The organism is Sporobacter termitidis DSM 10068 (assembly GCF_900130065.1).
GTDB classification, from domain to species: Bacteria; Bacillota; Clostridia; order Oscillospirales; family Oscillospiraceae; genus Sporobacter; species Sporobacter termitidis.
This window is the reverse complement of sequence record NZ_FQXV01000002.1, coordinates 230,548-254,820: the sequence shown is the minus strand read 5'-3', so window position 1 is coordinate 254,820 and position 24,273 is coordinate 230,548. Positions and strand designations below refer to the sequence as shown.

The 24,273-nt window shown below is 59.4% G+C and carries 18 protein-coding genes; 8 read left to right on the top strand and 10 right to left on the bottom strand.

The window, feature by feature from the left end:
* Positions 1 to 127: 127 nt before the first annotated feature.
* Positions 128 to 889 (bottom strand): TatD family hydrolase, encoded by a 762-nt coding sequence (locus BUB60_RS04695; protein ID WP_073076501.1) that lies wholly within the window; start codon positions 887 to 889, stop codon positions 128 to 130.
* Positions 890 to 1,015: 126 nt separating this feature from the next.
* Between BUB60_RS04695 and secG the strand changes: the two genes are divergently transcribed.
* Entirely contained in the window at positions 1,016 to 1,246 is a 231-nt protein-coding gene (gene secG / locus BUB60_RS04690) for a preprotein translocase subunit SecG (RefSeq protein WP_073076500.1), read from the top strand.
* A gap of 73 nt (positions 1,247 to 1,319) precedes the next feature.
* Here the strand turns inward: secG and pduL are convergent, their stop codons facing one another.
* Positions 1,320 to 1,892, bottom strand: coding sequence for a phosphate propanoyltransferase (gene pduL, locus BUB60_RS04685; RefSeq protein ID WP_073076599.1), 573 nt, complete (start codon positions 1,890 to 1,892; stop codon positions 1,320 to 1,322).
* 198 nt (positions 1,893 to 2,090) lie between these two features.
* Between pduL and BUB60_RS04680 the strand changes: the two genes are divergently transcribed.
* The 3 genes from BUB60_RS04680 (at position 2,091) to BUB60_RS04670 (ending at position 6,266) form a co-directional block, all read left to right on the top strand.
* Positions 2,091 to 2,696, top strand: a complete 606-nt coding sequence (locus tag BUB60_RS04680) for a helix-turn-helix domain-containing protein (RefSeq protein ID WP_073076499.1) — start codon at positions 2,091 to 2,093, stop codon at positions 2,694 to 2,696.
* 24 nt (positions 2,697 to 2,720) lie between these two features.
* Positions 2,721 to 4,526, top strand: a complete 1,806-nt coding sequence (gene lepA, locus BUB60_RS04675; RefSeq protein WP_073076498.1) for a translation elongation factor 4 — start codon at positions 2,721 to 2,723, stop codon at positions 4,524 to 4,526.
* 321 nt (positions 4,527 to 4,847) lie between these two features.
* On the top strand, positions 4,848 to 6,266 hold the full coding sequence (locus BUB60_RS04670; protein ID WP_073076497.1) for a copper amine oxidase N-terminal domain-containing protein: 1,419 nt from the start codon (positions 4,848 to 4,850) through the stop codon (positions 6,264 to 6,266).
* A 228-nt stretch (positions 6,267 to 6,494) separates the two neighbouring features.
* On the opposite strand, the gene uvrA is transcribed toward BUB60_RS04670, so the two are convergent.
* The 3 genes from uvrA to BUB60_RS04655 all read right to left on the bottom strand — a co-directional run bounded on the left by uvrA (position 6,495) and on the right by BUB60_RS04655 (position 13,943).
* Positions 6,495 to 9,326 (bottom strand): excinuclease ABC subunit UvrA, encoded by a 2,832-nt coding sequence (uvrA, locus tag BUB60_RS04665; protein ID WP_073076496.1) that lies wholly within the window; start codon positions 9,324 to 9,326, stop codon positions 6,495 to 6,497.
* A gap of 61 nt (positions 9,327 to 9,387) precedes the next feature.
* Positions 9,388 to 10,725: a 2-hydroxyacyl-CoA dehydratase gene (locus BUB60_RS04660; protein ID WP_073076495.1), complete on the bottom strand. Its 1,338-nt coding sequence runs from the start codon at positions 10,723 to 10,725 to the stop codon at positions 9,388 to 9,390.
* 278 nt (positions 10,726 to 11,003) lie between these two features.
* Positions 11,004 to 13,943 (bottom strand): acyl-CoA dehydratase activase, encoded by a 2,940-nt coding sequence (locus tag BUB60_RS04655; protein WP_073076494.1) that lies wholly within the window; start codon positions 13,941 to 13,943, stop codon positions 11,004 to 11,006.
* 281 nt (positions 13,944 to 14,224) lie between these two features.
* Here BUB60_RS04655 and pyrE point away from each other — a divergent pair, with 281 nt between their 5' ends.
* The 4 genes from pyrE to uvrB all read left to right on the top strand — a co-directional run bounded on the left by pyrE (position 14,225) and on the right by uvrB (position 18,617).
* Positions 14,225 to 14,878, top strand: a complete 654-nt coding sequence (gene pyrE, locus BUB60_RS04650; protein ID WP_073076493.1) for an orotate phosphoribosyltransferase — start codon at positions 14,225 to 14,227, stop codon at positions 14,876 to 14,878.
* Positions 14,875 to 15,549 carry a RadC family protein gene (gene radC, locus BUB60_RS04645; protein WP_073076492.1) on the top strand — a complete coding sequence of 225 codons (675 nt, stop codon included), beginning with the start codon at positions 14,875 to 14,877 and terminating at the stop codon, positions 15,547 to 15,549. The genes pyrE and radC overlap by 4 nt, the downstream gene beginning before the upstream one ends.
* A gap of 99 nt (positions 15,550 to 15,648) precedes the next feature.
* On the top strand, positions 15,649 to 16,446 hold the full coding sequence (locus BUB60_RS04640) for an inositol monophosphatase family protein (protein ID WP_073076491.1): 798 nt from the start codon (positions 15,649 to 15,651) through the stop codon (positions 16,444 to 16,446).
* Between the two features lie 200 nt (positions 16,447 to 16,646).
* Positions 16,647 to 18,617 (top strand): excinuclease ABC subunit UvrB, encoded by a 1,971-nt coding sequence (uvrB, locus tag BUB60_RS04635; protein WP_073076490.1) that lies wholly within the window; start codon positions 16,647 to 16,649, stop codon positions 18,615 to 18,617.
* A gap of 1,074 nt (positions 18,618 to 19,691) precedes the next feature.
* Here the strand turns inward: uvrB and BUB60_RS04630 are convergent.
* The 5 genes from BUB60_RS04630 to BUB60_RS04610 all read right to left on the bottom strand — a co-directional run bounded on the left by BUB60_RS04630 (position 19,692) and on the right by BUB60_RS04610 (position 24,071).
* On the bottom strand, positions 19,692 to 21,125 hold the full coding sequence (locus BUB60_RS04630; RefSeq protein ID WP_073076489.1) for a HAMP domain-containing sensor histidine kinase: 1,434 nt from the start codon (positions 21,123 to 21,125) through the stop codon (positions 19,692 to 19,694).
* The gene (locus BUB60_RS04625; RefSeq protein WP_073076488.1) at positions 21,122 to 21,811 is read right to left on the bottom strand and encodes a response regulator transcription factor; all 690 of its coding nucleotides are present in this window, start codon (positions 21,809 to 21,811) and stop codon (positions 21,122 to 21,124) included. The genes BUB60_RS04630 and BUB60_RS04625 overlap by 4 nt, the downstream gene beginning before the upstream one ends.
* Positions 21,812 to 22,070: 259 nt before the next feature.
* On the bottom strand, positions 22,071 to 22,520 hold the full coding sequence (locus tag BUB60_RS04620) for a GtrA family protein (RefSeq protein ID WP_159435342.1): 450 nt from the start codon (positions 22,518 to 22,520) through the stop codon (positions 22,071 to 22,073).
* Entirely contained in the window at positions 22,480 to 23,811 is a 1,332-nt protein-coding gene (locus BUB60_RS04615) for an AI-2E family transporter (RefSeq protein WP_073076487.1), read from the bottom strand. The genes BUB60_RS04620 and BUB60_RS04615 overlap by 41 nt, the downstream gene beginning before the upstream one ends.
* A 17-nt stretch (positions 23,812 to 23,828) precedes the next feature.
* Complete coding sequence (locus BUB60_RS04610) at positions 23,829 to 24,071, bottom strand: RNA-binding S4 domain-containing protein (RefSeq protein ID WP_073076486.1); 243 nt, start codon at positions 24,069 to 24,071, stop codon at positions 23,829 to 23,831.
* Between the last annotated feature and the right edge of the window lie 202 nt (positions 24,072 to 24,273).

The window sequence follows — 24,273 nt, the reverse complement described above, 5'->3', positions numbered from 1 at the left end:
CGGCTGTCGGTGCGTTGTCGTCAGGGCTTGTCTATCTGAAAGTATATAAATATGAAGGCGGAAGAATTAAACAAAGTGTGAACACTCTATGAACTTTTTTACAATAATGTTAATTCTCCGGCGGCTGTCAGCCGATCCCGAAAAAGCGCTTTCCGTTGGCCGTCGTCAGCGCCGCGGTTTCCTCCGCCGATATCCCCAGGAGCTCGGCGGCCTTCGCGGCCGTGTATTTGAGGTTCAGGGAGCTGTTCCGCCTGCCGCGCACCGGCTCCGGCGCCAGATAAGGGCAGTCGGTCTCAATCATGAGCCGGTCCCGGGGCATGTTGACGATCACCTCATGGGATTTCCGCGCGTTTTTAAAGGTGATAACACCCGTGAAGGACAGGTACCAGCCCTTGTCCAAAAGGAGCTTCGCCGTCTCCCAGCTGCCCGAAAAGCAGTGGAACACGCCGGTGACCCGGGGAAACCGGCCCAGAATGTCCAGCACGTCCCGCGCCGCCTCCCGCTCGTGGATGACGACGGGCAGGCCCACGCTTTCCGCCAGCGCCAGTTGCTCCTGAAAACGCCGCTGCTGCACGTCCCGGGGCGAGAGGTCGTAATGGTAGTCCAGCCCGATCTCGCCCACGGCCACGGCCTTCGGATGCCGCAGCAGCGCCTCCAGCGCCGGGAGCGTATCGCCGTCCATGTCCTTGGCGTCGTGGGGGTGCACGCCCACAGCCGCGTAGATAAACGGATATTTGTCGGCCAGTGCCAGCGCCGCCCTGGACGACGCGAGGCTGCTGGCGGCGTTCATGATCAGGGCGACGCCGTTTTCGTTCATGGAGGACAGCAGCGCGTCCCTGTCGCCGTCAAACTGCTCGTCGTCGTAATGCGCGTGGGTATCGAAAAGCATAAAAAAGCCCGCCTTTGTCAATGTTAGAAAAAAACTCTTGTCAACGGCCCGCGTTTGTGTTAACATGACCAGTACGACAATACCGCGAATTTTGCGTGTTCCGATATTCTGAAAGGAATGATCCTTATGCTGACAACCATAATTACGATCGTCCAGCTTCTCGCCTGCGTCGTCCTCATCGCCGTTGTTTTGCTCCAATCCGGCAAGACGGCCGGCCTCTCCGGCGTCATCGGCGGCGGCTCGGATACCTATTTGTCCAAAAACAAATCGAAAACGCTGGATTCCAAGCTGGCCAGAGCCACAAAGTGGGTCGCCATCGTCTTCGTCGTCCTGACGCTGGGGCTCAGCATTTTCTAAGTTTCGGCTTCATAAAAGGCTGCCGCTTTGCGGCAGCCTTTTTTCGTTGTCTTAAAGCGGTGCGCCGGCGGAGTCAGTCCAGGATCTCGCCGATGGTTTCGCCGAACAGCGCCGCGGCGTTGACCTCGTCGTAATCGACGTGGGCGAACGTGGCATAATCCGGGCTGACACGGGCAACGACCTCGTCAAAAATCAGGGCGCGCTCGCCGCCGACCTTCAGCTTCACATTCTGCTTGTCCTTCAGGCCGAATTTCGCGGCGTCCTCCGGCGTCAGGTGGATGTGCCGCTTGGCGATGATGACGCCCTCGTTAATGGCGACCTCGCCCTTGGGCCCAACAAGCTTGCAGCCGGGCGACCCTTTCAGGTCTCCGCTTTCACGCACCGGGGGATTAAAGCCCAGCGCGCGCGCATCCGTATAGGACAGCTCCACCTGGTCCGCTTTGCGGCAGGGGCCGATAATCGATAATGTGGTCTGCCCCTTGGGACCGACGACGGTGACCTTCTGCTCGGAGGCAAACTGCCCCGGCTGAGACAGCATCTTCTTGACGACCAGCTCAAACCCTTTTCCGAAAAGGGTGTCCAGCGTCTCCCGCGTCACATGGCAGTGTTTTCCCGAACCCTCGATAGTGACCTTTCTCTCAGACATGTAAATTACCTCGGTTCCAACATTTTTGATATACTTATCCATCAATTTACTTTACCACCGCCGGGTTAAAAGTGCAAGCGAGCATTCGTAAATCTTAGATATTTCAAGGCGCAGTTTTTTATAGCGTATTTACAAAAGGGCGCTTTGCGGATATACTATACTGACTGTAATATCCCAGGACGTACGAGGTGGCGGAGGATGAAGCCGGATTTTGCCCATATACTCAGTAATCTGAGGCACGAGAACAGCCTGAGCCAGAAAAAGGCCGCGGATGAGCTGGGCGTTTCCCAGGCGCTCCTGTCCCATTACGAAAACGGCGTGCGCGAGCCGAAGCTGGAATTTATCATCAGGGCGTGCGAATATTACGGCGTGACCACCGATTACATCCTCGGCAGGACGGCGGAAAGAACCTATGACGGCGTGTCGCTCCGCTGCCAGGGCGACTGCGACAGGCGCAATGCCGACGCCGCCTCCCTCATCATCGCCCTGCTCTCCGAAATCGGGGATGCGCCGCTGAGCCAGGCAACCGCGAGATACATGAACTACAGCATCTTCGTCATACTGTCCGCCCTGCGCTCCAGCCGCCGGCAGTACGAGCCGCTCTTCGACGCGTCGTTCAAGGCCGCGGAGGCCGATTTTATCGAAAACGCCCGCCGGGTCCTGGAGGGCGGCGATGTCCGGGAAAAGCTGTCCGACGCGCTGCTCCGGGAAAAATACCCGAAGCAGTATGGCGCTGTGCTTGAAATGGAGGAAATCATCAAAAAAGCCGTCTTGAGCCTGAAGCAGACATCTGAGAATTCTTAAAGCCGCCCGGAGGTGATTTCCGTCATGATACAGCAAGACAAGATCCGCAACTTCTCTATTATTGCCCATATTGACCACGGCAAATCAACGCTGGCCGACAGGCTCCTGGAAAAGTGCAATGCCGTCGACGCCCGTGATATGGAAAACCAGCTTTTAGACAACATGGACCTGGAGCGCGAGCGCGGCATCACCATCAAAGCGCGCGCCGTGGGCCTGTCCTACACGGCCAAAGATGGGGAGACGTATACGCTCAACCTCATCGACACGCCGGGCCACGTGGACTTCAACTACGAGGTCTCCCGCTCCCTGGCCGCCTGCGAGGGCGCCGTCCTTGTGGTGGACGCGGCCCAGGGCATCGAGGCCCAGACCCTGGCCAACACGTACCTGGCGCTGGAGCACAACCTGGAGATTCTTCCCGTGGTCAATAAAATCGACCTGCCGGCCGCCGACCCGCAGCGCGTCAAGGCCGAGATCGAGGATATTATTGGCCTGCCCGCCCTCGACGCGCCGGAGATTTCCGCCAAGCTCGGCGTGGGCATCGAGGACGTGCTTGAAAATATCGTCAATTGCATCCCCGCGCCGAAGGGCGACCCCCAAAAGCCCCTGCGGGCGCTCATCTTTGACAGCCAGTACGACGCCTACCGCGGCGTCATCGTCTATCTGCGCCTGATGGAAGGCGAGCTCCGCCGGGACATGACCGTCAAAATGATGGCCACCGGCGCCGAGTACCGCGTGGTGGAGATGGGCCACATGCGCCCCATCGGCCTCGAGCCGTGCGATGTGCTGAGTGCCGGCGACGTGGGATACCTGACGGCCAGCATCAAAAACGTGGCCGACACGCAGGTGGGCGACACGGTCACCGGCGCGGACAGGCCCGCCACCGAGCCGCTGCCGGGCTACAAGCCCGCCCATCCCATGGTTTTTTCGGGCGTCTATACCGTGGACGGGGCGGAATACCCCGACCTGCGCGACGCGCTGGAAAAATTAAAGCTCAACGACGCCGCCCTCAGCTTCGAGCCGGAATCGTCCATCGCCCTGGGCTTTGGCTTCCGCTGCGGCTTTCTGGGCCTTCTGCACATGGAGATCATCCAGGAGCGCATCGAGCGGGAGTTTAACCTGGACCTTATCACCACCGCCCCCAGCGTCATCTACCGCGTCACGAAGACGGATGGGTCGGTGATCCTGGTGGACAACCCCCTCAATTACCCGGACCCCGCCCAGATCGAAACGGCGGAGGAGCCATTTGTCAAGGCGTCCATCATCTGTCCCCCGGAGTACGTGGGCAACATCATGGACCTTTGCCAGGACCGCCGCGGCGAATACAAGGAGCTCACCTATCTCGAAGCCACCCGCGTCGAACTCAAGTACGACATGCCCCTTAACGAAATCATTTATGATTTCTTCGACGCGTTAAAATCCCGTTCCCGCGGCTACGCGTCCCTGGATTACGATTTTGAGGGCTACCGCCCCTCCGAGCTGGTCAAGCTCGATATCCTCCTGAACAGCGAGAATGTGGACGCGCTGTCCTTTATCGTCCACAGGGACAAGGCGTACGAGCGCGGCCGCCGCATCGCCGAAAAGCTCAAGGATAACATCCCCCGCCAGCTCTTCGAGGTGCCCGTCCAGGCCGCCATCGGCGGCAAGGTCATCGCCCGCGAGACGATCAAGGCCGTGCGCAAGGACGTTCTGGCCAAATGCTACGGCGGCGACATCACCCGCAAGAAAAAACTCCTGGAAAAACAAAAAGAGGGCAAAAAGCGCATGCGGAAGCTGGGCAGCGTGGAGGTCCCGCAGGAAGCCTTTATGGCAGTGCTGAAGCTGGACGAATAGAGCGGTTTTTGCTATAAGCGGTTAGCATGATTCGATCGACAGGCGAACGCAGTTCGCCCTACGGGCATTTTGCAGTAGCAGCGTACGGGCGAACTGTGTTCGCCGTCGTTCTTTTCCCTGTTTTTTGCCGAAAAAGCCCATTAAAAAGATTTTTTTGCCGAAAGAAATATTTGGTTATTGAATATTGTCGAATCTGCTGGTACGATATACCAAGGCGCACTGTTTTATCCAATACCGGCATATGCTTTAGGCAGGACACCGCGCCGGGCGTATAAAGCGCCGGGGCATGTATCCATTTCAATCAAAACTGGAGGGGTCTTTTTGTTCGGGAAAATCAAGAAATCCGCATTTATCGTTGCTTTTATCTTAATTATCAGTCTTTCCGTGTCCGTTTTCGCCGCCGCCGCGGGGAATTCGAAGGTCATCGTCAAATTTGGCGACAGCGCTCTGGACATGAGCGTCCGCGTGGGAGACGAAAACCGGCTTTACGCGGATTCCAGCGTTTTATTCGGCGCGCTGGACGCCACGGCGTCGTATGACAGCCAGGCAAAGACGGTCACCGCCGTCTCCGGCGATACATCCGTCGCGTTCAGTCTTGGCGATTACAGCATGACCGTGACGTCCGCCGGCGCGGCCAGGACCATTGATATCGACGCCGCCGCCTTTCAGGACAACGCCGCCGGCCCGATTTACATACCGGTCCGTTACGCGGCGCAGGCCCTCGGTTTCGTGGTCGACTGGGACGGCGCAAACAGCGCCGTTACCCTGCAGTCCATCGATGGCCTCATCGCCCAGAGCGGCGCGACGTATACGCTGATAGACCGCTATCTGGAAAGCCAGAAAGGCTTCTCCGCCAAAAAGCATGCCGTCTCCGGCGATTTCAGCATGAATCTGAGCTTTGCCGACCTGGAGGACGCGCCGACCGTTCCGATGACCATCAACGGCACCCTTTCCGGCCTTGTCAATCAGAGCGACGCCGAAATGAACATTCAAATGAAAACCAACGCCTCCGCGTTTGCCGCGGGGCTGGCCGGCGATGAAGAGATGGATGATCAGGACCTGATGATCCTGTCGCTGCTGGACGATATTGACCTGAATCTCATCATGAACAGCAAGACGGGGATGCTCTACATCCAGTCGCCGCTCCTGACGACGCTCGTGGGCCAGCAAACCGGCACATGGCTGTCCATGGACTTCAGCGACCTGACCTCCGACGTCTCGCTGGCCGGCCTGACCAGCCGGCTCCAGGACAGCACGAGCTTTAAGGATTATCTGTCGGCAACGCTGAAGGAGCTGTGCCTTCTCGATACCGGTGCCAGCGCCCAGACTATCCGGGATACGCTGGCATTGTACAGTGCGATGTTCGGCGATACCGCGTTTGTCAAAAGCGGAAACGATTATGTCTCCACCTTTACCCCCGACCTGGGATCGGACGCCGAGGGACTTAAAATGAACATGAAAACGACGCTGAAGTTCAACGGCACGGCGTATGCCGGCATGGCCATCGACGTTGATTTTGATTTCGACGGCCAGGGGAGCATGACGATGGGCAGCACCGCCGACGCGTCCGGCAACGGCAGCGTCAAGCTGACCATGGAAATTCCGTCCGCCCTGACCATGGACTTAACGGCGTCCTTCAAATACACCGATACGGCCCAAGCGCCGGCCTCCCAGCCGCCCGCCGGCAGCACGATCATCCCCATTGACGAGATGATGTCCTCCAACGCACTGTCATATTAATAAAATTATAAAAATAAAAACGCAGGGCGGGAGCGAAAGCTCCCGCCCTGCTGCAGAAAGAGGCCGCAATGGAAAAACCGTATACGGGGATCATTATTGAAGAGAGCTTTGACGACAAACATAACTGTTGCCCGCCGACAAGAGAGGCGTCAAGGATGCCGCGCCCTACAAATCCGGCTCTTAAAAAGGCAAAAAAGCCGATGCGTTTTTTCCGCATCGGCTTCTTCGTTATTCCATTCCCAGCATCGGCTTCAAAAACTTCCCCGTGTAGCTCCGCTCGCACGTCGCGAGTTCTTCCGGCGTTCCGGCGAAGACGATTTCGCCGCCCTTGTCCCCGCCCTCGGGGCCCAGGTCGATGATGTGGTCGGCCGTTTTGATAACGTCCAGGTTGTGCTCGATGACGACGACGGTGTTGCCGGCGTCGGCGAGGCGGTTCAAAACGTCGATGAGGCGGTGGACGTCGGCGGTATGCAGGCCGGTGGTCGGCTCGTCCAGAACGTAGAAGGTGCTGCCGGTGGAGCGCTTGGCCAGCTCGGTGGCCAGCTTGACGCGCTGGGCCTCGCCGCCGGACAGCGTCGTGGACGGCTGCCCGAGCTTGACGTAACCGAGGCCGACGTCGAGCAGGGTCTGGAGCTTCTGGGCGATCTTCGGCATGTTCTCAAAGAAGCCCACGGCCTCGTCCACCGTCATGTCCAGAACCTCGAAAATGTTCTTGCCCTTGTAGCGGACCTCCAGCGTCTCCCTGTTATAGCGCTTGCCCTTGCAGACCTCGCAGGGGACGTAGATGTCCGGCAGAAAGTGCATTTCGATCTTTAAAAGGCCGTCGCCGGAGCAGGCCTCGCAGCGGCCCCCGCGGACGTTGAAGGAGAAGCGCCCCTGGCCGTAGCCCCGCGTCTTGGCGTCCTGCGTGGAGGCAAAGAGCTCGCGGATGTCGTTGAAGACGCCCGTATAGGTGGCGGGGTTGGAGCGCGGCGTGCGTCCGATAGGCGACTGGTCGATGTCGATGACCTTGTCCAGGTACTCCATGCCCTCCACGCTCTCGTGCCTGCCGGGCTTGACCTTGACGCGGTTTAATTCCGCAGCCAGCGTCTTGTAAACGACCTCGTTGATGAGAGACGATTTGCCGCTGCCGGAAACGCCTGTGACGCAGGTCATGACGCCCAGCGGGATCGACGCGGTCACGTCCTTCAGGTTGTTTTCGGCGGCCTTTTTGATGGTGAGGAACTTGCCGTTCCCCTTCCGGCGCATTGAAGGGACGGGGATTTTCTTCGTCCCGCTCAGGTACTGGCCGGTGACGGACTTTTCACAGGCCTTGATCTCGTCCACCGTGCCGGCGCAGACGATCTCGCCGCCGTGGACGCCGGCGCCGGGGCCCACGTCGACAATATAATCGGCCTCGGTCATCGTCTCCTCGTCGTGTTCGACGACGAGCAGCGTGTTGCCCAGGTCTCTGAGGTGCTTGAGTGTGGCAAGCAGCTTTTGATTGTCCCGCTGGTGCAGGCCGATGGACGGCTCGTCCAGGATGTACAAAACGCCCATCAGCGACGAGCCGATCTGGGTGGCCAGCCGGATGCGCTGGCTCTCGCCGCCGGAGAGGCTGCCTGCCTGCCGGCCCAGCGTCAGGTACTCCAGCCCTACGCTGCGCAGAAAGCCGAGCCGCTCGCGGATCTCCTTGAGAATACGGCTGGCGATCATCTCCTCTTTTTCGCTGAGGGTCAGATGGTCGATGAAGTCCAGCGCCTGAACGATGGACTTGTCCGTATAGTCCACGATGTTGATCCCGCCCACGGTGACGGCCAGGACCTCTTTTTTCAGCCGCTTGCCCTGGCATTCGGGGCACGGGTGCTCGGACATGTACTGCTCCAGCTCCCAGCGCATGGATATGCTCTGGGTCTCCTTATACCGGCGCTCCAGGTTCGTGACGATGCCCTCAAAGGGCTGGTTCAATACGCCCTTGCCCCGGGGCTGGTCATAGTGGAGCGTCAGCTTTTCGCCCTTGGTGCCGTACAAAATGATGTCCAGAACGCCGGGGGGCAGGTCCTTGATGGGGGTGCTCAGATTGAAATGATATTTCTTTGCCAGCGCCTCGAAGTACATCTTCGCGATGCCGTCGTTTTTGATGTTGCCCCAGCCGGAGGCGGAGATGCCGCCCTCCGTGATGGACAGGGCGTGGTTGGGGATGATGATGTCCGGGTCCACGCGCAGCTGCGTGCCCAGGCCGGTGCAGGCCGGGCAGGCCCCGTACGGGCTGTTGAAGGAAAACAGGCGCGGCGTCAGCTCCTCGATGGAAATGCCGCAGTCGTCGCAGGCGTAGTTCTGGGAGTACATGAGCTCCCTGTCCTCGCCCACGATGTCGATGATGACGAGGCCGCCGGCGAGGTTTGCCGCCGTTTCCACGGAGTCGGTGAGGCGCCGGGCGATGTCGTCCTTAATGACGAGCCTGTCCACGATGATCTCGATGTTATGCTTTTTGTTCTTGTCGAGCTTGATCTCCTCGCCCAGGTCGTAGGTGATGCCGTCCACGCGGGCGCGGACGTAGCCGCTCTTGCGCGCGTCCTCAAACACCTTGGCGTATTCGCCCTTCCTGGCCCGGACGACAGGGGCCAGGACCTGGATGCGCGACGCGGGCGGCAGCGTCATCACCTGGTCGATGATCTGGTCCACCGTCTGCTGCCGGATTTCCTTGCCGCAGTTGGGGCAGTGGGGCACGCCGATGCGCGCCCACAAAAGGCGCAGGTAATCGTAAATTTCCGTCACCGTGCCCACCGTGGAGCGCGGGTTCCGGCTCGTGGTCTTCTGGTCGATGGAGATGGCGGGCGACAGGCCGTCGATATAGTCCACGTCGGGCTTTTCCATCTGGCCCAAAAACTGCCGGGCATACGCCGACAGCGATTCCACATACCGGCGCTGCCCCTCGGCATAGATGGTGTCGAACGCCAGCGACGACTTTCCGCTCCCCGAGATGCCCGTTAATACCACGAGCTTGTCTCTCGGTATCTCCACGTCGATGTTCTTTAAGTTGTTCTCTCTCGCGCCTTTTACAAAAATATTGTCACGCATTAAAATATTCCTCTTTTTGTGTCTGTCGCTGCCGCGGGTTTATTTATATCAGGCCGCCTCGTCAGTGTGCCGCGCCCACGAGTGAGGGTTCGCTTTCCGATACGGCGGTACTCGCTACATTATCCTCCTCACGCTGTCCGATAATCCGGCCAGCGTTGGAGATCATGAGCTTGATTCGGTTTTCCTGGTTGATCTTCGTGGCGCCCGGGTCGTAGTCGATGGCGACGATGTTGGAGTCGGGATAGTCGTCCTTCAGCCTTCGGATCATGCCCTTGCCCACCACGTGGTTGGGCAGGCAGCCAAAGGGCTGCGTGCAGACGATATTGTTCGTGCCGGTGTGGATGAGCTCCAGCATCTCCGCGGTGAGGAGCCAGCCCTCGCCCATCTTGTTCCCGTAGCCGAGATAGCCTTTTATCAAACGCTGCAGGTCGCTGAATCTCCCCATGGGCCTGAAGGACGGCTGGGTTTTTACGGCCTCGATCATCGTGGCCTGGAGATTCTCGATATACCGCTGCAGAACGCCCACCACGAGCTTTTTGAGCTTCGAGCCCTTGTACAGGTCCACGTCCACGGCGCGGTTGTTGATCTTGAAGATCATGAAGTCGGTGAGTCCCGGGACGACCGGCTCGCAGCCCTCGCTCAGGAGGAAATCCTCCAGGCCGTTGTTGCCCAGGGGCGCGAATTTCACGTAGATTTCGCCCACGATGCCCACGCGCACCTTCGCCTCGCCCTGCCGCTCGATCCTGGCATAGTCGGCGGCGATCTCGGTCATGGTCTTCCGCATCTCTTTTTTGCCCAGGCCCCGGCCGTGGCCGAACATGGTGACGAGCCGGTCCGTCCAGTGGGTGGTGAGCTTTTCGGTGGCGCCTTTCGTTACCTCGTAGGGCAGGCACTGGTTTTTAAGCCACACCATGAGGTCCCCGTAGATCATGGCCGTGGCCAGCCGCCGCAGCGTTCTGACCGGAATGGAAAAGCCGGGGTTCTTCTCAAGGCCCGAGAGGTTCACCGATACGACGGGGATGTACTCCAGCCCCGCCTTTTCCAGCGCCTTCCGCAAAAGGTGGATGTAGTTGGACGCCCGGCAGCCGCCGCCCGTCTGCGTGATCAGAAGGCCCAGCCTGTGCTTGTCGTACTTGCCGCTGTTGACGGCCTCTATGAGCTGCCCGATGACCAAAAGCGCCGGGTAGCATGTGTCGTTATGGACGTATTTGAGTCCCGTGTCGACGATGCCGCGGTGGGTCGTTGTGAGCATGTCGATCTTGTACCCGTCCAGCTCGAAGACCTTTTTCATCATCGTGAACGTCACCGGCAGCATCTGCGGCATCAGGAGGGTATACTCCTTTTTCATCTCCTTCGTAAAAAGGAGGCGGCCTGATTCGTCATATGTAAGTTTAGCCATACTATTCTCCAATGAGCCGATTCTAAATCACACCGCGCCTTGCTCAGGTGCACGGTGGACCCTGCGGGGCGGGTGTTTTCAATTGGGGACGCTGTCCCCCGCATCCTGTCTCCATGGCTCCCTCAGACGAGGGAGCTGTCGCCCGCAGGCGACTGAAGGAGGGAGCTTGCCGGCGCGGCAGGATGTCACATACAGCGGCGCGAAAAAGGTCTCTCCTTCCGTCACGGCCTTCAGCCGTGCCACCGCCCTCGTCCGAGGGAGGCTTGGAAATGTGCCGCCTAAGCTGATTCCTTTTCCCGGGATTCCATGGCGGCGATCAGGCTGCGGAGCCTGATGCGCACGGCGCCCAGGTTGTTGATGTCGTCGATCTTGATCTGCGTGTAGAGCTTGCCGCCGCCCTCCAGGATGCTGCGCAGCTCGTCCGTGGTGATGGCGTCCGTGCCGCAGCCAAAGGAGACGAGCTGAATGAGCTGCATGTCGGGCTGCGTCGTCACGTACCGGGCGGCGTTGTACATGCGCGCCTGATACGTCCACTGGTTCAAAACCCGGCGGCTCTCCTTGCCGAGAATGTGCGAGACGGCGTCCTCGGTGACAAGCACGAGCCCGAAGGAGGTGATGAGCTCGTCGATGCCGTGATTGATTTCCGGGTCGATATGATACGGCCGCCCGGCGACGACGATGATCCTCTTGCCGGTATCCCGGGCATATTTGATGGCCTTCGCGCCCTCGGCGATAATGTCGTTTTTATAAGTGTCGTACGCGCCGTAGGCGGCCAGCGCCGCCTTTTTCGTCTCGCTTTTCGGTATATTGAAGTTCTCCGCGAAATATTCGCCCGAGCGCGTTATAAAGCCCTTCTTCTTGTGCAGGCCGAAATACGGGTTCAGAAAGCGGACGTTCTTCAGCCGCGGCATGTTGGCCGCGAGGAGCTCCGGATAGTACGCCACCACCGGGCAGTTGTAGTTGTTGTCCGACCTGCCCTCGTCGAAGTTGTACGGCATGCAGGGGTAGAAGATCGTCTCCACGCCCATGTCGCACAGGTGCTCGATGTGCCCATGCATCAGCTTGGCCGGATAGCACACCGTGTCCGAGGGGATCGTGCGCTGGCCCTTGATGTACAGGGACCTGGACGACTCCGGCGACAGCACGACCTCGAAATTGAGCCTTGTGAAAAACTCAAACCAGAAGGGCAGGTTTTCGTACATGTTGAGCCCGAAGGGGATACCAATCTTCCCCCGGGACCCGTCGCCCTCGCCCTTGCCGCTCATGGCGCGCAGGCGGTCGTATTTATATTTCATGAGGTTCGGCTCCGTGGACTTCTGGAGGCCCAGCGGCTTGGAGCAGCGGTTGCCGGAGATGTACCGGCGGCCGCCGTCAAAGGTGTTCACCGTCATGCTGCAGTGGTTTGTGCAGCCCTGGCACGTCACCGGCTTTGAGGAATGGGTAAAGAGCCCCAGCGCCGCGCTGTCCAGGAGCGTGGAGGACGCCGCCCCGGCGTCCCTGGCGGTGAGCGCCGCGCCGTAGGCGCCCATGAGGCCGGCGATGGTCGGCCGCGTGACGTTCCGCCCGATCTCGCGCTCAAAGCCCCGGAGGACGGCGTCGTTTAAAAACGTGCCGCCCTGGACGACGATGTTTTGCCCCAGGTCGTCGGCGCTGGCGGCCCGGATGACCTTATAGACGGCGTTTTTGACGATAGAAATGGACAGTCCCGCGGAGATGGCCTCCACGGAAGCCCCCTCCTTCTGCGCCTGCTTGACGCTGGAGTTCATGAAAACCGTGCAGCGGGAGCCCAGATTCACCGGCTTTGGGTCAAAGAGCCCCAGCCGCGCGAAGTCCGCGATATTGTAGCCCAGGGCCTTGGCAAACGTCTCGATAAAGCTGCCGCAGCCGGAGGAGCAGGCCTCGTTGAGCATGATGCTGTCGATGGCGCCGCCGTGGATTTTAAAGCACTTCACATCCTGGCCGCCGATGTCGAGGATGAAGTCCACGCCGCCGTCAAAGTGGCGCGCCGCCCGGAAATGCGCCATCGTCTCCACCAGCCCGATGTCCACGCCGAAGGCGTTTTTGATAAGGTCCTCGCCGTAGCCGGTCACGGCGCTGCCGCGGATGGCGACCCGGCCGCCAAAGCGCGCGTAGATATTCTGCAGCTCCTTTTTCACGATAGAGACGGGGTCGCCCTTGTTGGAGGCGTAGTAGCTGTATAAAATGCCGCCGTTTTCGGCGATGAGCACGAGCTTCGTGGTGGTGCTGCCCGCGTCGATGCCCAGCCACGCGTCGCCCGCGTATGTCTCAGGGTCAATAGTATCCGGCGTTGCCTTGGCGTGCCGCGCGGCAAATTCGTCGTATTCCTCCTGCGAGCGGAACAGGGGCTCCATCACGTCGGTCAGGTGCGAGGCGTCCACGGCGCTTTCCAGGAGGCGGAGCATTTCCTCAAAGGTCGTGGCGTCCTTGTCCTCCGTCGTCAGCGCCGCGCCGAGGGCGGCAAAGCAGTCCGCGTTTTCCGGGAAAACGGCGTGCTCGCCGTCCAGCTCCAGCGTCTCGATAAAGCGCTGGCGCAGGCCCAGCAAAAACGTCAGCGGCCCACCCAGAAAGACGATTTTGCCGGCAAGCTCCCGGCCCTGCGTCAGTCCCGCCACCGTCTGGTCCACAACGGCCTGGAAGATGGAGGCTGCGATGTCCTCCCGGCGGCCGCCCTGGTTGAGGATCGGCTGGATGTCCGACTTGGCGAAAACGCCGCAGCGGGAGGCAATGGGGTAAATTTTTTCATGCTTTAAAGAAAGTTCGTCCAGCTCCTGGATACTGACGTTCAAAAGCGTCGCCATCTGGTCGATGAACGCGCCGGTGCCGCCGGCGCAGGAGCCGTTCATGCGCTCCTCCAGGCTCCGGCCGAAGAAGATGATCTTCGCATCCTCGCCACCCAGCTCGATGACCGCGTCGGTGTCCGGGATGTATTCCCGGACGGCGGAGGCCGTGGCGTACACCTCCTGCACAAAGCGGATGCCCGAGGCCTTGGCCACGCCGAGGCCGGCCGAGCCGGTGATCACCGTCGTGACCCTTTGGTCCGCGAGGATATGTAAGGCCGAGCGGAGCTGCTCCGCGGCCTTTTCGCGCACCTTGGAAAAATGGCGCTCGTAGGCCCTGAAGACCATGTCGCCTTTATCATTGAGCACGACGGTTTTGACCGTGGTGCTGCCGATGTCTATACCGATTTTAAAATTCATATGTCCACCTGAATAATGTAATCCGTTATCTCAGTTCCATCGACTGTCATTTGAAGAAAATCATTCCTTCGGCGCCCCTCCGGAAAATGCCCGGAACTCCGGTATTTTCCTGGCGGCAGGCCCAACATGCGATAAAGATAATTATACATCAAAAACGCGCATAATTCAACATTCCGGGATGATTTGTTTTTTGCCAAAAAGATTGATAGACCCAGGCCGGAATGTTATAATACCTGCAGCGGACAAGCACCAAAAATCCCACATTTGGCGGAGGTATACGGATGAACGGTACGGATGCGTTTATTGAATTTATGGTCGGCGCGGGCGTTTTGACCTTCGGCGATTTCACAACGAAGAGCGGCCGGAAAACGCCGTACTTCATCAATACCGGCAATTATAAGACGGGCGCGCAGATCGCCGTCCTGGGCGACTGGTACGCCGACTGCATCATGAAGAGCGGCGAGCAGTTTGACGCGCTCTTCGGCCCGGCCTACAAGGGCATCCCCCTGGCCGCGGCCGCGGCCTCGTCCCTCTGGCGCAGCCACGGGCGCGACGTGCCCTACTGCTTTAACCGCAAGGAAATCAAGGACCACGGGGAGGGCGGCGTCCTCGTCGGCTATCAGCCACAAGACGGCGATACCCTTGCCATCATCGAAGACGTCGTCACGGCGGGCACGGCCGTCCGGGAAAGCATCGATATCCTCTCGCGGCTGGCCGACGTCAAGCTCGGCGCGCTGTTCGTGTCCGTGGACCGGATGGAGCGCGGCACCGGCAGCCTCTCGGCGCTGGACGAGCTCCGCGACACCTTGGGCATCCGCGTCTATCCGATCATCACCGTCCGGGATATTATCGCCTCCCTGCCGGTGGAAGACGGCAGAAAACGCCGGATGGAGGAATACCTGGCGGAATACGGGGCGAAACAGGTGGGGACATGAATATCCACGACGGCCACAGGGAGCGGATGAAAAGCAGGTTTACAGAGCACGGGCTGGAGAATTTCGACGATCACAGCGTGCTGGAGCTCTTCCTGTTCTACGCCCTGCCCCGCGCCGACGTGAACCCTCTCGCCCACGCGCTGCTGGACAAATTCGGCACCCTGGCCGCCGTGTTTGACGCCCCGGCGGACGAGCTTGCAAAGGTGCCCGGCATCGGCCAAAATACGGCGCTGTATTTAAAGCTCATCCCCCAGGTCAGCCGCCGTTATCTCGTGTCCCGCAGCCGGTTTGACGATATCCTCGACTCCTCCGAGAAAGCCGGGGCATACCTGCTGCCGTGCTTTTACGCCGAGCGGGACGAGGTTGTTTACATGGTCTGCCTGGACGCCAAGGGCAAGGTTATAAACTGCAAGCGGCTCTTTCGCGGCAGCGTCAATTCCGCCAGCGTGAGCGTCCGCAAGATTGTGGAAAACGCGCTCAATTACAACTCCACCAGCGTGATTCTCGCCCACAACCACACCAGCGGCATCGCGCTCCCCTCCGAGGAGGACGGGGAGACCACCCGGCGCATCGAGTCGGCGCTACGCGCCGTGGACGTGGTCCTGGCCGACCATATCGTGGTGGCCGACGACGACTTTGTTTCCATGGCCGACAACGGCTTTTTCAAATAAAACGCCCATCCCGGCTCGGGAATCCTATCTCGTAGGGCCCGATGCCCACATCGGGCCGTCGGGATTTTTCGCATTCGGCATAATTTACAGTATCGGAGAATGAAGCAATTGGAACAGATTCTGCAGGAAATGCTTCGCATCGCCCGCCTGGCCGGCGCGAAGGTCAAGGAGCTCCGCGACAAGGGCGCGCTGACGGAGGATTTAAAGGACGGCGTCGAGCTTGTGACGAACGCGGACCTCATGTCCAACGACATTATCAAGCATGAGGTCGCAAAGCTTTTCCCCGCCCACGTCTTTCTCTCCGAGGAGGACGCGGTACGGAGCTATACGCTGGATAAGCCCACCTGGATCATCGACCCTATCGACGGCACGGTGAACTTCGCCAACGGCCACTTTATGGCCGCCGTTTCCATCGCCTACGCCGAAAATTATGAGGTTCGCGCCGCCGTCGTCTATAACCCGTTTCTGGACGAGATGTTTTACGCCTCGGAGGATTCCGGCGCTTTCCTGAACGGCCGGCCCATCCGTGTCAAGGACGTGTCGGCGCTGAAGTCGTGCCTTGTGGCCACCGGCTTCCCCTATGTCAAGCTCAAGGAGGACGTCCGCGCGCTTTTCGGCCGGATGGAACGCCTGCTGCCGAACATCGGGGACTTCCGCCGGCTGGGCTCCGCCGCCCTCGATATCTGCTGGGTCGCCTGCGGCCGCCTGCAATGCTATTACGAGGGCCACCTGAACGCCTGGGACGTGGCCGCCGCCCGCCTGATCGCCAAAGAGGCCGGCGCGTCGATCGGCTATTTCAAAGAGCCGACGGACGAGCTCCCGGATACCATCCGCAGCGAAAACCTCATCGTCTCAAGCCCCGGGGTATACGAGGAATTGAAAAGCCTGCTTGTTTGATGATATAACGGCAATAATGTAGGGGGCGATTCGTGAATCGCCCGCCGTCTCCTAAGGCTCCCTCAGACGAGGGAGCTGTCGGCGGAGCCGACTGAGGGAGGGATAACGGGCACTTGTGGTGCGGCGTATCTCTCCTTCCGTCATTTGCTCCGCAAATGCCACCTCCCTCGTCCGAGGGAGGCAAGAGAACGAGGTATCATATGCCTGACTTTAAAGTTGTAAGTGAATATAGCCCCTCCGGGGATCAGCCGGAGGCCATCGAGGCGCTGGCGCACGGGGTGGAGCTGGGGTTCGAGGAGCAGACGCTTCTGGGTGTCACCGGTTCCGGCAAGACGTATACCATGGCCAAGATCATCGAGAAGCTCCAGCGGCCGACGCTCATACTGGCGCACAACAAGACGCTGGCCGCCCAGCTGTGCAGCGAGTTCAAGGAGTTCTTCCCGGAAAACGCCGTGGAGTTCTTCGTCTCCTATTATGATTATTATCAGCCCGAGGCGTATATCGCCCATACGGACACCTATATCGAAAAGGACAGCGCCATCAACGACGAGATCGAGCGGCTCCGCCACTCGGCCACCTCGTCGCTCTTCGAGCGGCGGGACGTGGTGGTGGTGTCCTCCGTCAGCTGTATCTACGGCCTGGGCGACCCCATCGATTATCAGAACATGGTCATCTCCCTCCGCGTCGGCCAGACCCGCGACAGGGATGAGCTCCTGAAAAAGCTCGTGGAGATCCGCTATGGCCGCAACGACATCGCCTTTGAGCGGAACATGTTCCGTGTCCGGGGCGACACGGTGGAGATATTCCCGGCCTACGCCCGCGAAAACGCCGTCCGCGTGGAGTTCTTCGGCGACGAGATCGACCGTATCAGCGAGGTGAACGTCGTCACGGGCATGCCCGTGCGCAGCTTGTCCCACGTGGCCGTCTACCCGGCGTCCCACTACGTCACCACGGCGGAAAAGATGGAGCGCGCCATCAAGGAAATCCAGGAGGAAATGAAGGCGCGGGTCGAGCACTTCGAGCGGGAGAACAAGCTTATCGAGGCCCAGCGCATCCACCAGCGCACCATGTACGATATCGAGATGATGCGGGAGCTGGGCTACTGCACCGGCATCGAAAACTATTCCCGCGTCATCACCGGCCGCCCGGCGGGCTCGGCGCCCATGACGCTTCTGGACTACTTCCCCAAGGATTTCGTCATGTTCATCGACGAGAGCCATGTGACGCTGCCCCAGGTCCGCGCCATGTACAACGGCGACCGGGCCCGCAAGGAGAGCCTGGTGGAATACGGCTTCCGCCTGCCCTCGGCCTTTGACAACCGGCCGCTCAAGTTCCATGAGTTCACTGAGCGCGTCCGTCAGATGATCTACGTCTCGGCCACGCCCAGCGATTACGAAAAGTCGCGCTCGTCCCAGATCGTGGAGCAGATCATCCGTCCCACCGGCCTTCTGGACCCCGTCATCACCGTCCGTCCCGTGGACGGGCAGATCGACGACCTTATCGGCGAGATCAACGCGCGCACCGCCAAAGGCGAGCGCACCCTTGTCACCACGCTGACAAAGAAGATGGCCGAGGACCTGACGGCCTATCTGACAGGCGCCGGCATTCGCGTCCGCTACATGCACCACGACATTTCCACCATCGAGCGCATGGAGATCATCCGGGACCTGCGCCTGGGCGAGTTCGACGCGCTGGTGGGCATCAACCTCCTGCGCGAGGGGCTCGACCTGCCGGAGGTGTCCCTGGTGGCCATCCTCGACGCCGACAAGGAGGGCTTTCTCCGCAGCGAGACGTCCCTCGTCCAGACCATCGGCCGCGCCGCCCGGAACGCGGAGGGCGCCGTCATCATGTACGCCGACACGGTCACGCGCTCCATGCGCGCCGCCATCGATGAGACGGAGCGCCGCCGGGCCAGGCAGCAGGCGTTCAACGAGGCCCACGGCATCGTGCCGAAAACGATCGTCAAGAGCGTCCGGGACCTTCTGGAGATTTCCAAGGACGAGGAGACGGCGGCCCATCGCGCCGGCGACTTGAAGATGACCCGCCGCGAGCGGGACGAGGCCATCGCCAAGCTGGAAAAAGAAATGCAGGCTGCCTCCAAAATGCTGGAGTTTGAGTACGCCGCTGTCCTGCGCGACCGAATCATTAAGCTGCGCGGCCAAGCGGATTAGATAAGCCCACCCGCCCGCCCATAAAGGTATAGGGGGCTGTCGCCCCCTATGACCCCTTAATGGGGCTGCGCCCCATACCCCTTGCGGGGCTGTGCCCCGTACCCCGTGTTGTCATTCCCGCGAAGGCGGGAATCCAGGCCTTCCCCTTGGGGAAGGTGGCGCGCAGCGCCGGATGAGGGCCTCCCGTGCCGCGCCCCGGCAAATTTTTATAACCGAACGCCCTCTCGGGGGCGCTGTGACCCCCTCGCCGGCACGCTCAGTATGTTATATGTTATACTGAGTGTGCTTTTTCGTTATAAGAAAGCCGTGTATCCACCCGCATACTCATTCGACATAAAACGACAAACGCCGCCAATCGGCGTTTTTAAAAATATAAATATTTTTGTCGAATCTGTCGTAGGGGGCGATGTCCACATCGCCCCGCTGGTCCTTCCCCACAGGCCGCCGCTGCGCCAACAAATCCGAACGGCCGATGGCCGTCCCTACGGCATATCCCCTTGTTTACCCGTAGGACGACCATTGGTCGTCCGCTCCTCCCCGCGCCACACCGCACAGGAATCGTGGGCATGGAACCCCGCCATCGCCCCGGCTTCTTCCCCGGCTCCCTCAGACGAGGGAGCTGTCGCCCGCAGGCGACTGAAGGAGGGAACTCCTCCCGGCGCCGCACCGCACAAGAAGGGCGGCATGGGACCCCGCTCCTACAGCTATCCTCATAGTTATATGTAGGGGCGATTCACGAATCGCCCGTCGTCCCCCGTCCCCGTCGGGGCCGGTTCCCATACCGGCCCATTCCTGTCGGCGCCGTGCGGAGGCAGCGACGCATTCGAAAAGCCCCCGACGGTCGGTCGGGGGCTTTTCGAAAAGAGAGGGAGTTATTCGGGATAATTTGAAGCGGGCCATTCAGCCAGGGGAGGAAGGTACGGTGAAAAAGCGGGTAGGAAAGCTTTTGTACTTAGGGCACCGTGAAGGCTTTATGATCCGTTTCAACAATATCATCATAACTCTGATTTACAGATTTTGTGTGAATAGACTTTTAATAATTTGTGAATTTAAATTTGTCGCTTCCCGGCGCCGTCAGTGGGCCGCCAGCTTCAGCGTAAAGGTGAATTTTGTCACGCCGTCGCTACTGGTGACAAAGATGTCCTCGTTGTGGTTGTCGAGGATCGTTTTGACGATGTAGAGCCCCAGCCCGACGCCGTCGCGGTTCTCGCTGCGGGACCGGTCCGTCTTATGGAACCTGTCGAAGATGAGCGGCATTTCCTCCGCCGGGATCGTCTCGCCCTTGTTTTCCACGGAGACATAGGCCTTGTGCCCCTGCTTCCAAAGGGCTAGGCGGATGGCGGAGCCCTTTTCCGCGAATTTGACGGCGTTGTCGATGAGGTTGTAGACGACCTGGGTGATGGCGTCCTTGTCGCCGCGGGTGACGATGGCCTCTTCCGGGAGCTCGGCGTCCACGTCCAGCCCCTTGTCGTCGATTTTGCCGCCCAGGCTCAGCAGCGCCAGGCGGATGACCTCGGCGATATCAAAGGTGCCGCGCAGCACGGACTCGGCGGAGGCCGACTGGATGCGGGACATGTCCAGCATCGTTTTCACAAGGCGCGACAGGCGCTTTGTCTCAGAGGAGATGACCTCCAGATACTTTTTCTCGTTCTCCGGCGGGATGGTGCCGTCCAGGATGCCGTCGGAAAATCCGGAAATGACGGTCATGGGCGTTTTCAGCTCGTGGGAGACGTTGGCGATAAAGTCCCGCCGCAGACTCTCCGACCGCTCCAGGGAGTCGGCCATGGTGTTAAACGCGTCCGTCAGTTCGCCGATTTCGTCCACCCGGCAGTCCTCGTTGTTGACCCGGGTCGAAAAGTCGCCCCTGGCGAAGCGCCGGGCGGCCAGCGCCATCTCGTTGAGCGGCTTGGCCTGCTTTTTGGTGGTAATGAACGATACAATAAAGACAACCAGCAAAACGATGGCCGAAACGAAAAGGAAGACGCCCGCAAACTGCCGCCAGAGATGGACCGTGTCGGTGGAGTCGCCGGACAGAAAGACGTAACCGATGGTCTTGCCGTAATCCGGGCTGACGAGCGCGACGCCCATGACATACCGGACCTCGTCATAAATGCCGTCCAGGTTGGTGTTCTGGCTAAAGCCCTTGCCCGATTTGATCTGCGACAAAATATTGCCGGGCACGATTTTGCCCAGCTGCGGGCTGAAGTACCGAGGGTCGGAGGTGGAGGCCACGGTGCCGTCGGGGTATGCCAGCAGGACCTCGAAGCCCGTGCCGTGGGAGATGCTGGTAAGAAACATGCGAAGCCGGACATCGGAGAGGTCTGAATCCTCGCTGAAAGCGACGGCCAAATTGGCGACCTCGTCCAGATTGTAGGCCATGGCCTTCTGTTTTTCACTGACCACGAGCCTGTAGCTCCACGTGACAAACACACTGCCGAGGATGAGAAAGCTCAGGAAGACGATGCTGGCCGTCGTATAGAAATTGCGGATATAGATGCTTTTTTTCATGCGCCGTTCAGCTCGAATTTATAGCCCACGCCCCACACCGTTTTCAAAGACCACTTGTCGCTCACGTTTTCGAGCTTCTCCCGCAGCCGCTTGATATGTACGTCCACGGTGCGCGAATCTCCGAAATAGTCAAAGCCCCACACCTCGTCCAGGAGCTGGTTGCGGGTATAGACTCTGTTGGGCGTCTGGGCCAGGTGGTATAAAAGCTCCATTTCCTTGGGCGGGGCGTCGATCTTCTTTCCGTCCACCAGCAGCTCGAAGGAGTCCATGTCGATGACCAGCTTGTCGAACACGAGCTTTTTCGTCTCCTTGTCGTCGTCCGTCTCGGACCGGCGCATGACGGCGTGGACGCGGGCCAGCAGCTCCTTGACCTCAAAGGGCTTGACGATATAGTCGTCCGCGCCCATCTCCAGGCCGGAGACCTTGTCAAAGGTTTCGCCCTTGGCCGTCAGCATGATGATGGGGACCTTGGAGGTGCTGCGGATCTCGCGGCAGACGGCCCAGCCGTCTAAAACGGGCAGCATGATATCGAGAAGGACGAGGTCCGGCTTCAGGCGCTCAAAGTCGGAGACACCCTTGCCGCCGTTGTCGGCGATGTGGACTTCGAATCCGTCCTTTTCCAGATACAGACGCAGAAGCTCGGCGATATTGATGTCGTCTTCGATCACAAGCGCTTTTTTCGGCACTGAAATACCTCCCTTGAATCGTCTTTATCAGTACAATTATGTACAAAACATATAAAGTTTATCATTGAGATTGATGATACTATCATAATACGCTTTTTGCAATAATGGTGAACAATTTGTAAAAGTACCTTAAAGGGGCCGAAAGCATCGAAATGGCGCTGATATCCGCCTCCGAAGGTATATCCTGACAGCACGCGCCGGCGCGATACGCAAACGACAGCCCCGGGCAGCATGTGACTACCCGAGGCCGGCAGGAGCTTTACTGCGGTTGATCTTTGCGGAAGACGAACAGCTTGCTGAGGACATAGTTGACGATGACGACGAGCACGATCGTTTCGGCTTTCCCCAGCCGGTAGTCCTGCCCGAGTATATTGACGAGCAGGTAAACGCCGGCGAATTCCAATACCATCGTAAAAAGCCGCGACGCGAGGAACCGCGCAAGCTCCAGGGCCAGCCCGGCAAGACCCACGGTCCGGCTGAAAAAGACGACAAGCTTGTTGGTGATGTACGCAAACAGGATGGCCAGCGCCGTGCTGACCGCGTTGCTGGCGGTGACGCTCATGTGCAGGAAGGCGATCATCATCTGATAAGAGAAATAGTCCACAAGCGTCGTGCAGCCGCCGATGATGACGTACCGGAGGGTTTCACCGCGGGGGCTCTTCAAAAACTCAATGGTCTTTTGGAGCGTCGTCCTGATGGTCCTGATCATGTTTCTTGGCCGTGTTCCCTTTCGCTTTTTTGCCCGTTTCCCCGTCGGCCCTGCAGACAGGGGCGCCGGTTTCCGGATCGATGCACAGGATGTTCTCATAGGCCGCCGTCGATACCGGATAATTCTTTTTACGGAGCTGATTTCTATTATAGCCCGAGATGGCGGCATAAATCACGGCAAAGACCGGCACGCCCAGCAGCAGCCCCCAAAAGCCGAAAAGGCCGCCGAAAAGCAGGATGGCAAACAGGACCCAGAACCCGCCCAGGCCGATCGTCTCGCCCTGGACGCGGGGCGCCAGGATGTTGCTGGCAAACATGTGCAGCACGATGATATATATGACGAAGATAAGGCATTTCAGGGGGTCCTCCAGGAGGATCATGAGCGCGGAAGGCACAGCGCCGATAAAGACGCCGAAAAACGGGATCAGGTTCGTCACCGTCAAAAGGACGGCGATGAGCACCGCATAAGGCATCCTGAAAATCACCAGGAAAATGTAGCTGATCATTCCGACGATGATGGATTCAATGATCTTGCCCAGGAAGAAGCCGCCGACGGTCTTGTCGAGAAAGCGGGCGCTTTTGAGGATGCTGTTGGCGCGCCGGGGCTTGAAAAAGCCGTAGAGAAGGCGCTTGCACTGGGCGCTGAACCGCTCCTTGTGATGGAGGAGGTAGATCGAGACGATAAAGCCGATGACGATGCTGGCGAGCTCCTTCAGGAAGTTGAAAACGCCGGTCGTCACGTTGGTGATGATCTGGTCCGTTCTGGACAGCAGCGTCGTCTGGAGCCAGCTTGTCAGGCTGTTCGTGATGTTGCCGAAAAATTCCGCCACGGAGCTTTCCAGGTTCGGGTTGTCCGACAGAAACGCGCTGGACCAGCCGACTACCGATGTGTAGTAGCTCGGAAGCCGGTGCACGAGGCTCTGGACGCTCACATAGATCTGCGGGATGATGAGCGCCAGTGTCCCGCCGACGATGACGAGCAGGACGATGAATGTCAGGATGACGCCGAAGGCCCTGGAGATGCTCTTGGCCCGCGCCGGGTTGTCGGGAGACAGGCGCCGGCCGGCCCGGTCAAGGAAGCTGGCTTCAAATAAGCTCATCAGCTTGTTGAGAAGATACGCGAAGACAAGGCCGTAGAGGATCGGCGAAAGCGCGGCGACGATGCGCCTGAGCGCCGCCCAGATGACCGACAGCCTGCTGAGACCGAGGAAAAAGACGATGCTGCTGATAATGACAAGAAAAGCGGTGATGCCCCAGTAGAGGTATTTCTTATCCCATTTGAACGGTTTCAAATGCTCACCCCGCCGCTTTAGACGATCTCGCGGTACATCGCGCCGGCCTCCGCCTTTGGCGCGTGCTCGCTGAGGCTCAGGACCTCCACTTTTAACAGGCGCTGGCCGAAGCGGATTTCAATGACGTCGCCGAGCTTTACCTCGTAGGACGCCTTGGCCTGCCGCCCGTTGACCGTGACGTGGTCGTTGTCGCAGGCGTCGTTGGCCACGGTGCGCCGTTTGATCAGCCTGGACACCTTCAGGTATTTGTCGAGCCTCATAGTACCTCCCGCGGATATAAAAATAACGGCACGAATTTATCCGTGCCGTTATTATATCACACCTGCGCGCAGATGTGGTATATGTCATGCGGTGCTTTGCACCGCGGCGTAAATTCAGGTGCACGGGCGCAATGCGCCCATGCACGGTATAATACCTGCTCGGCAGGCATTGCGAAAAACGATGAACCGCTGCGCTTACAAG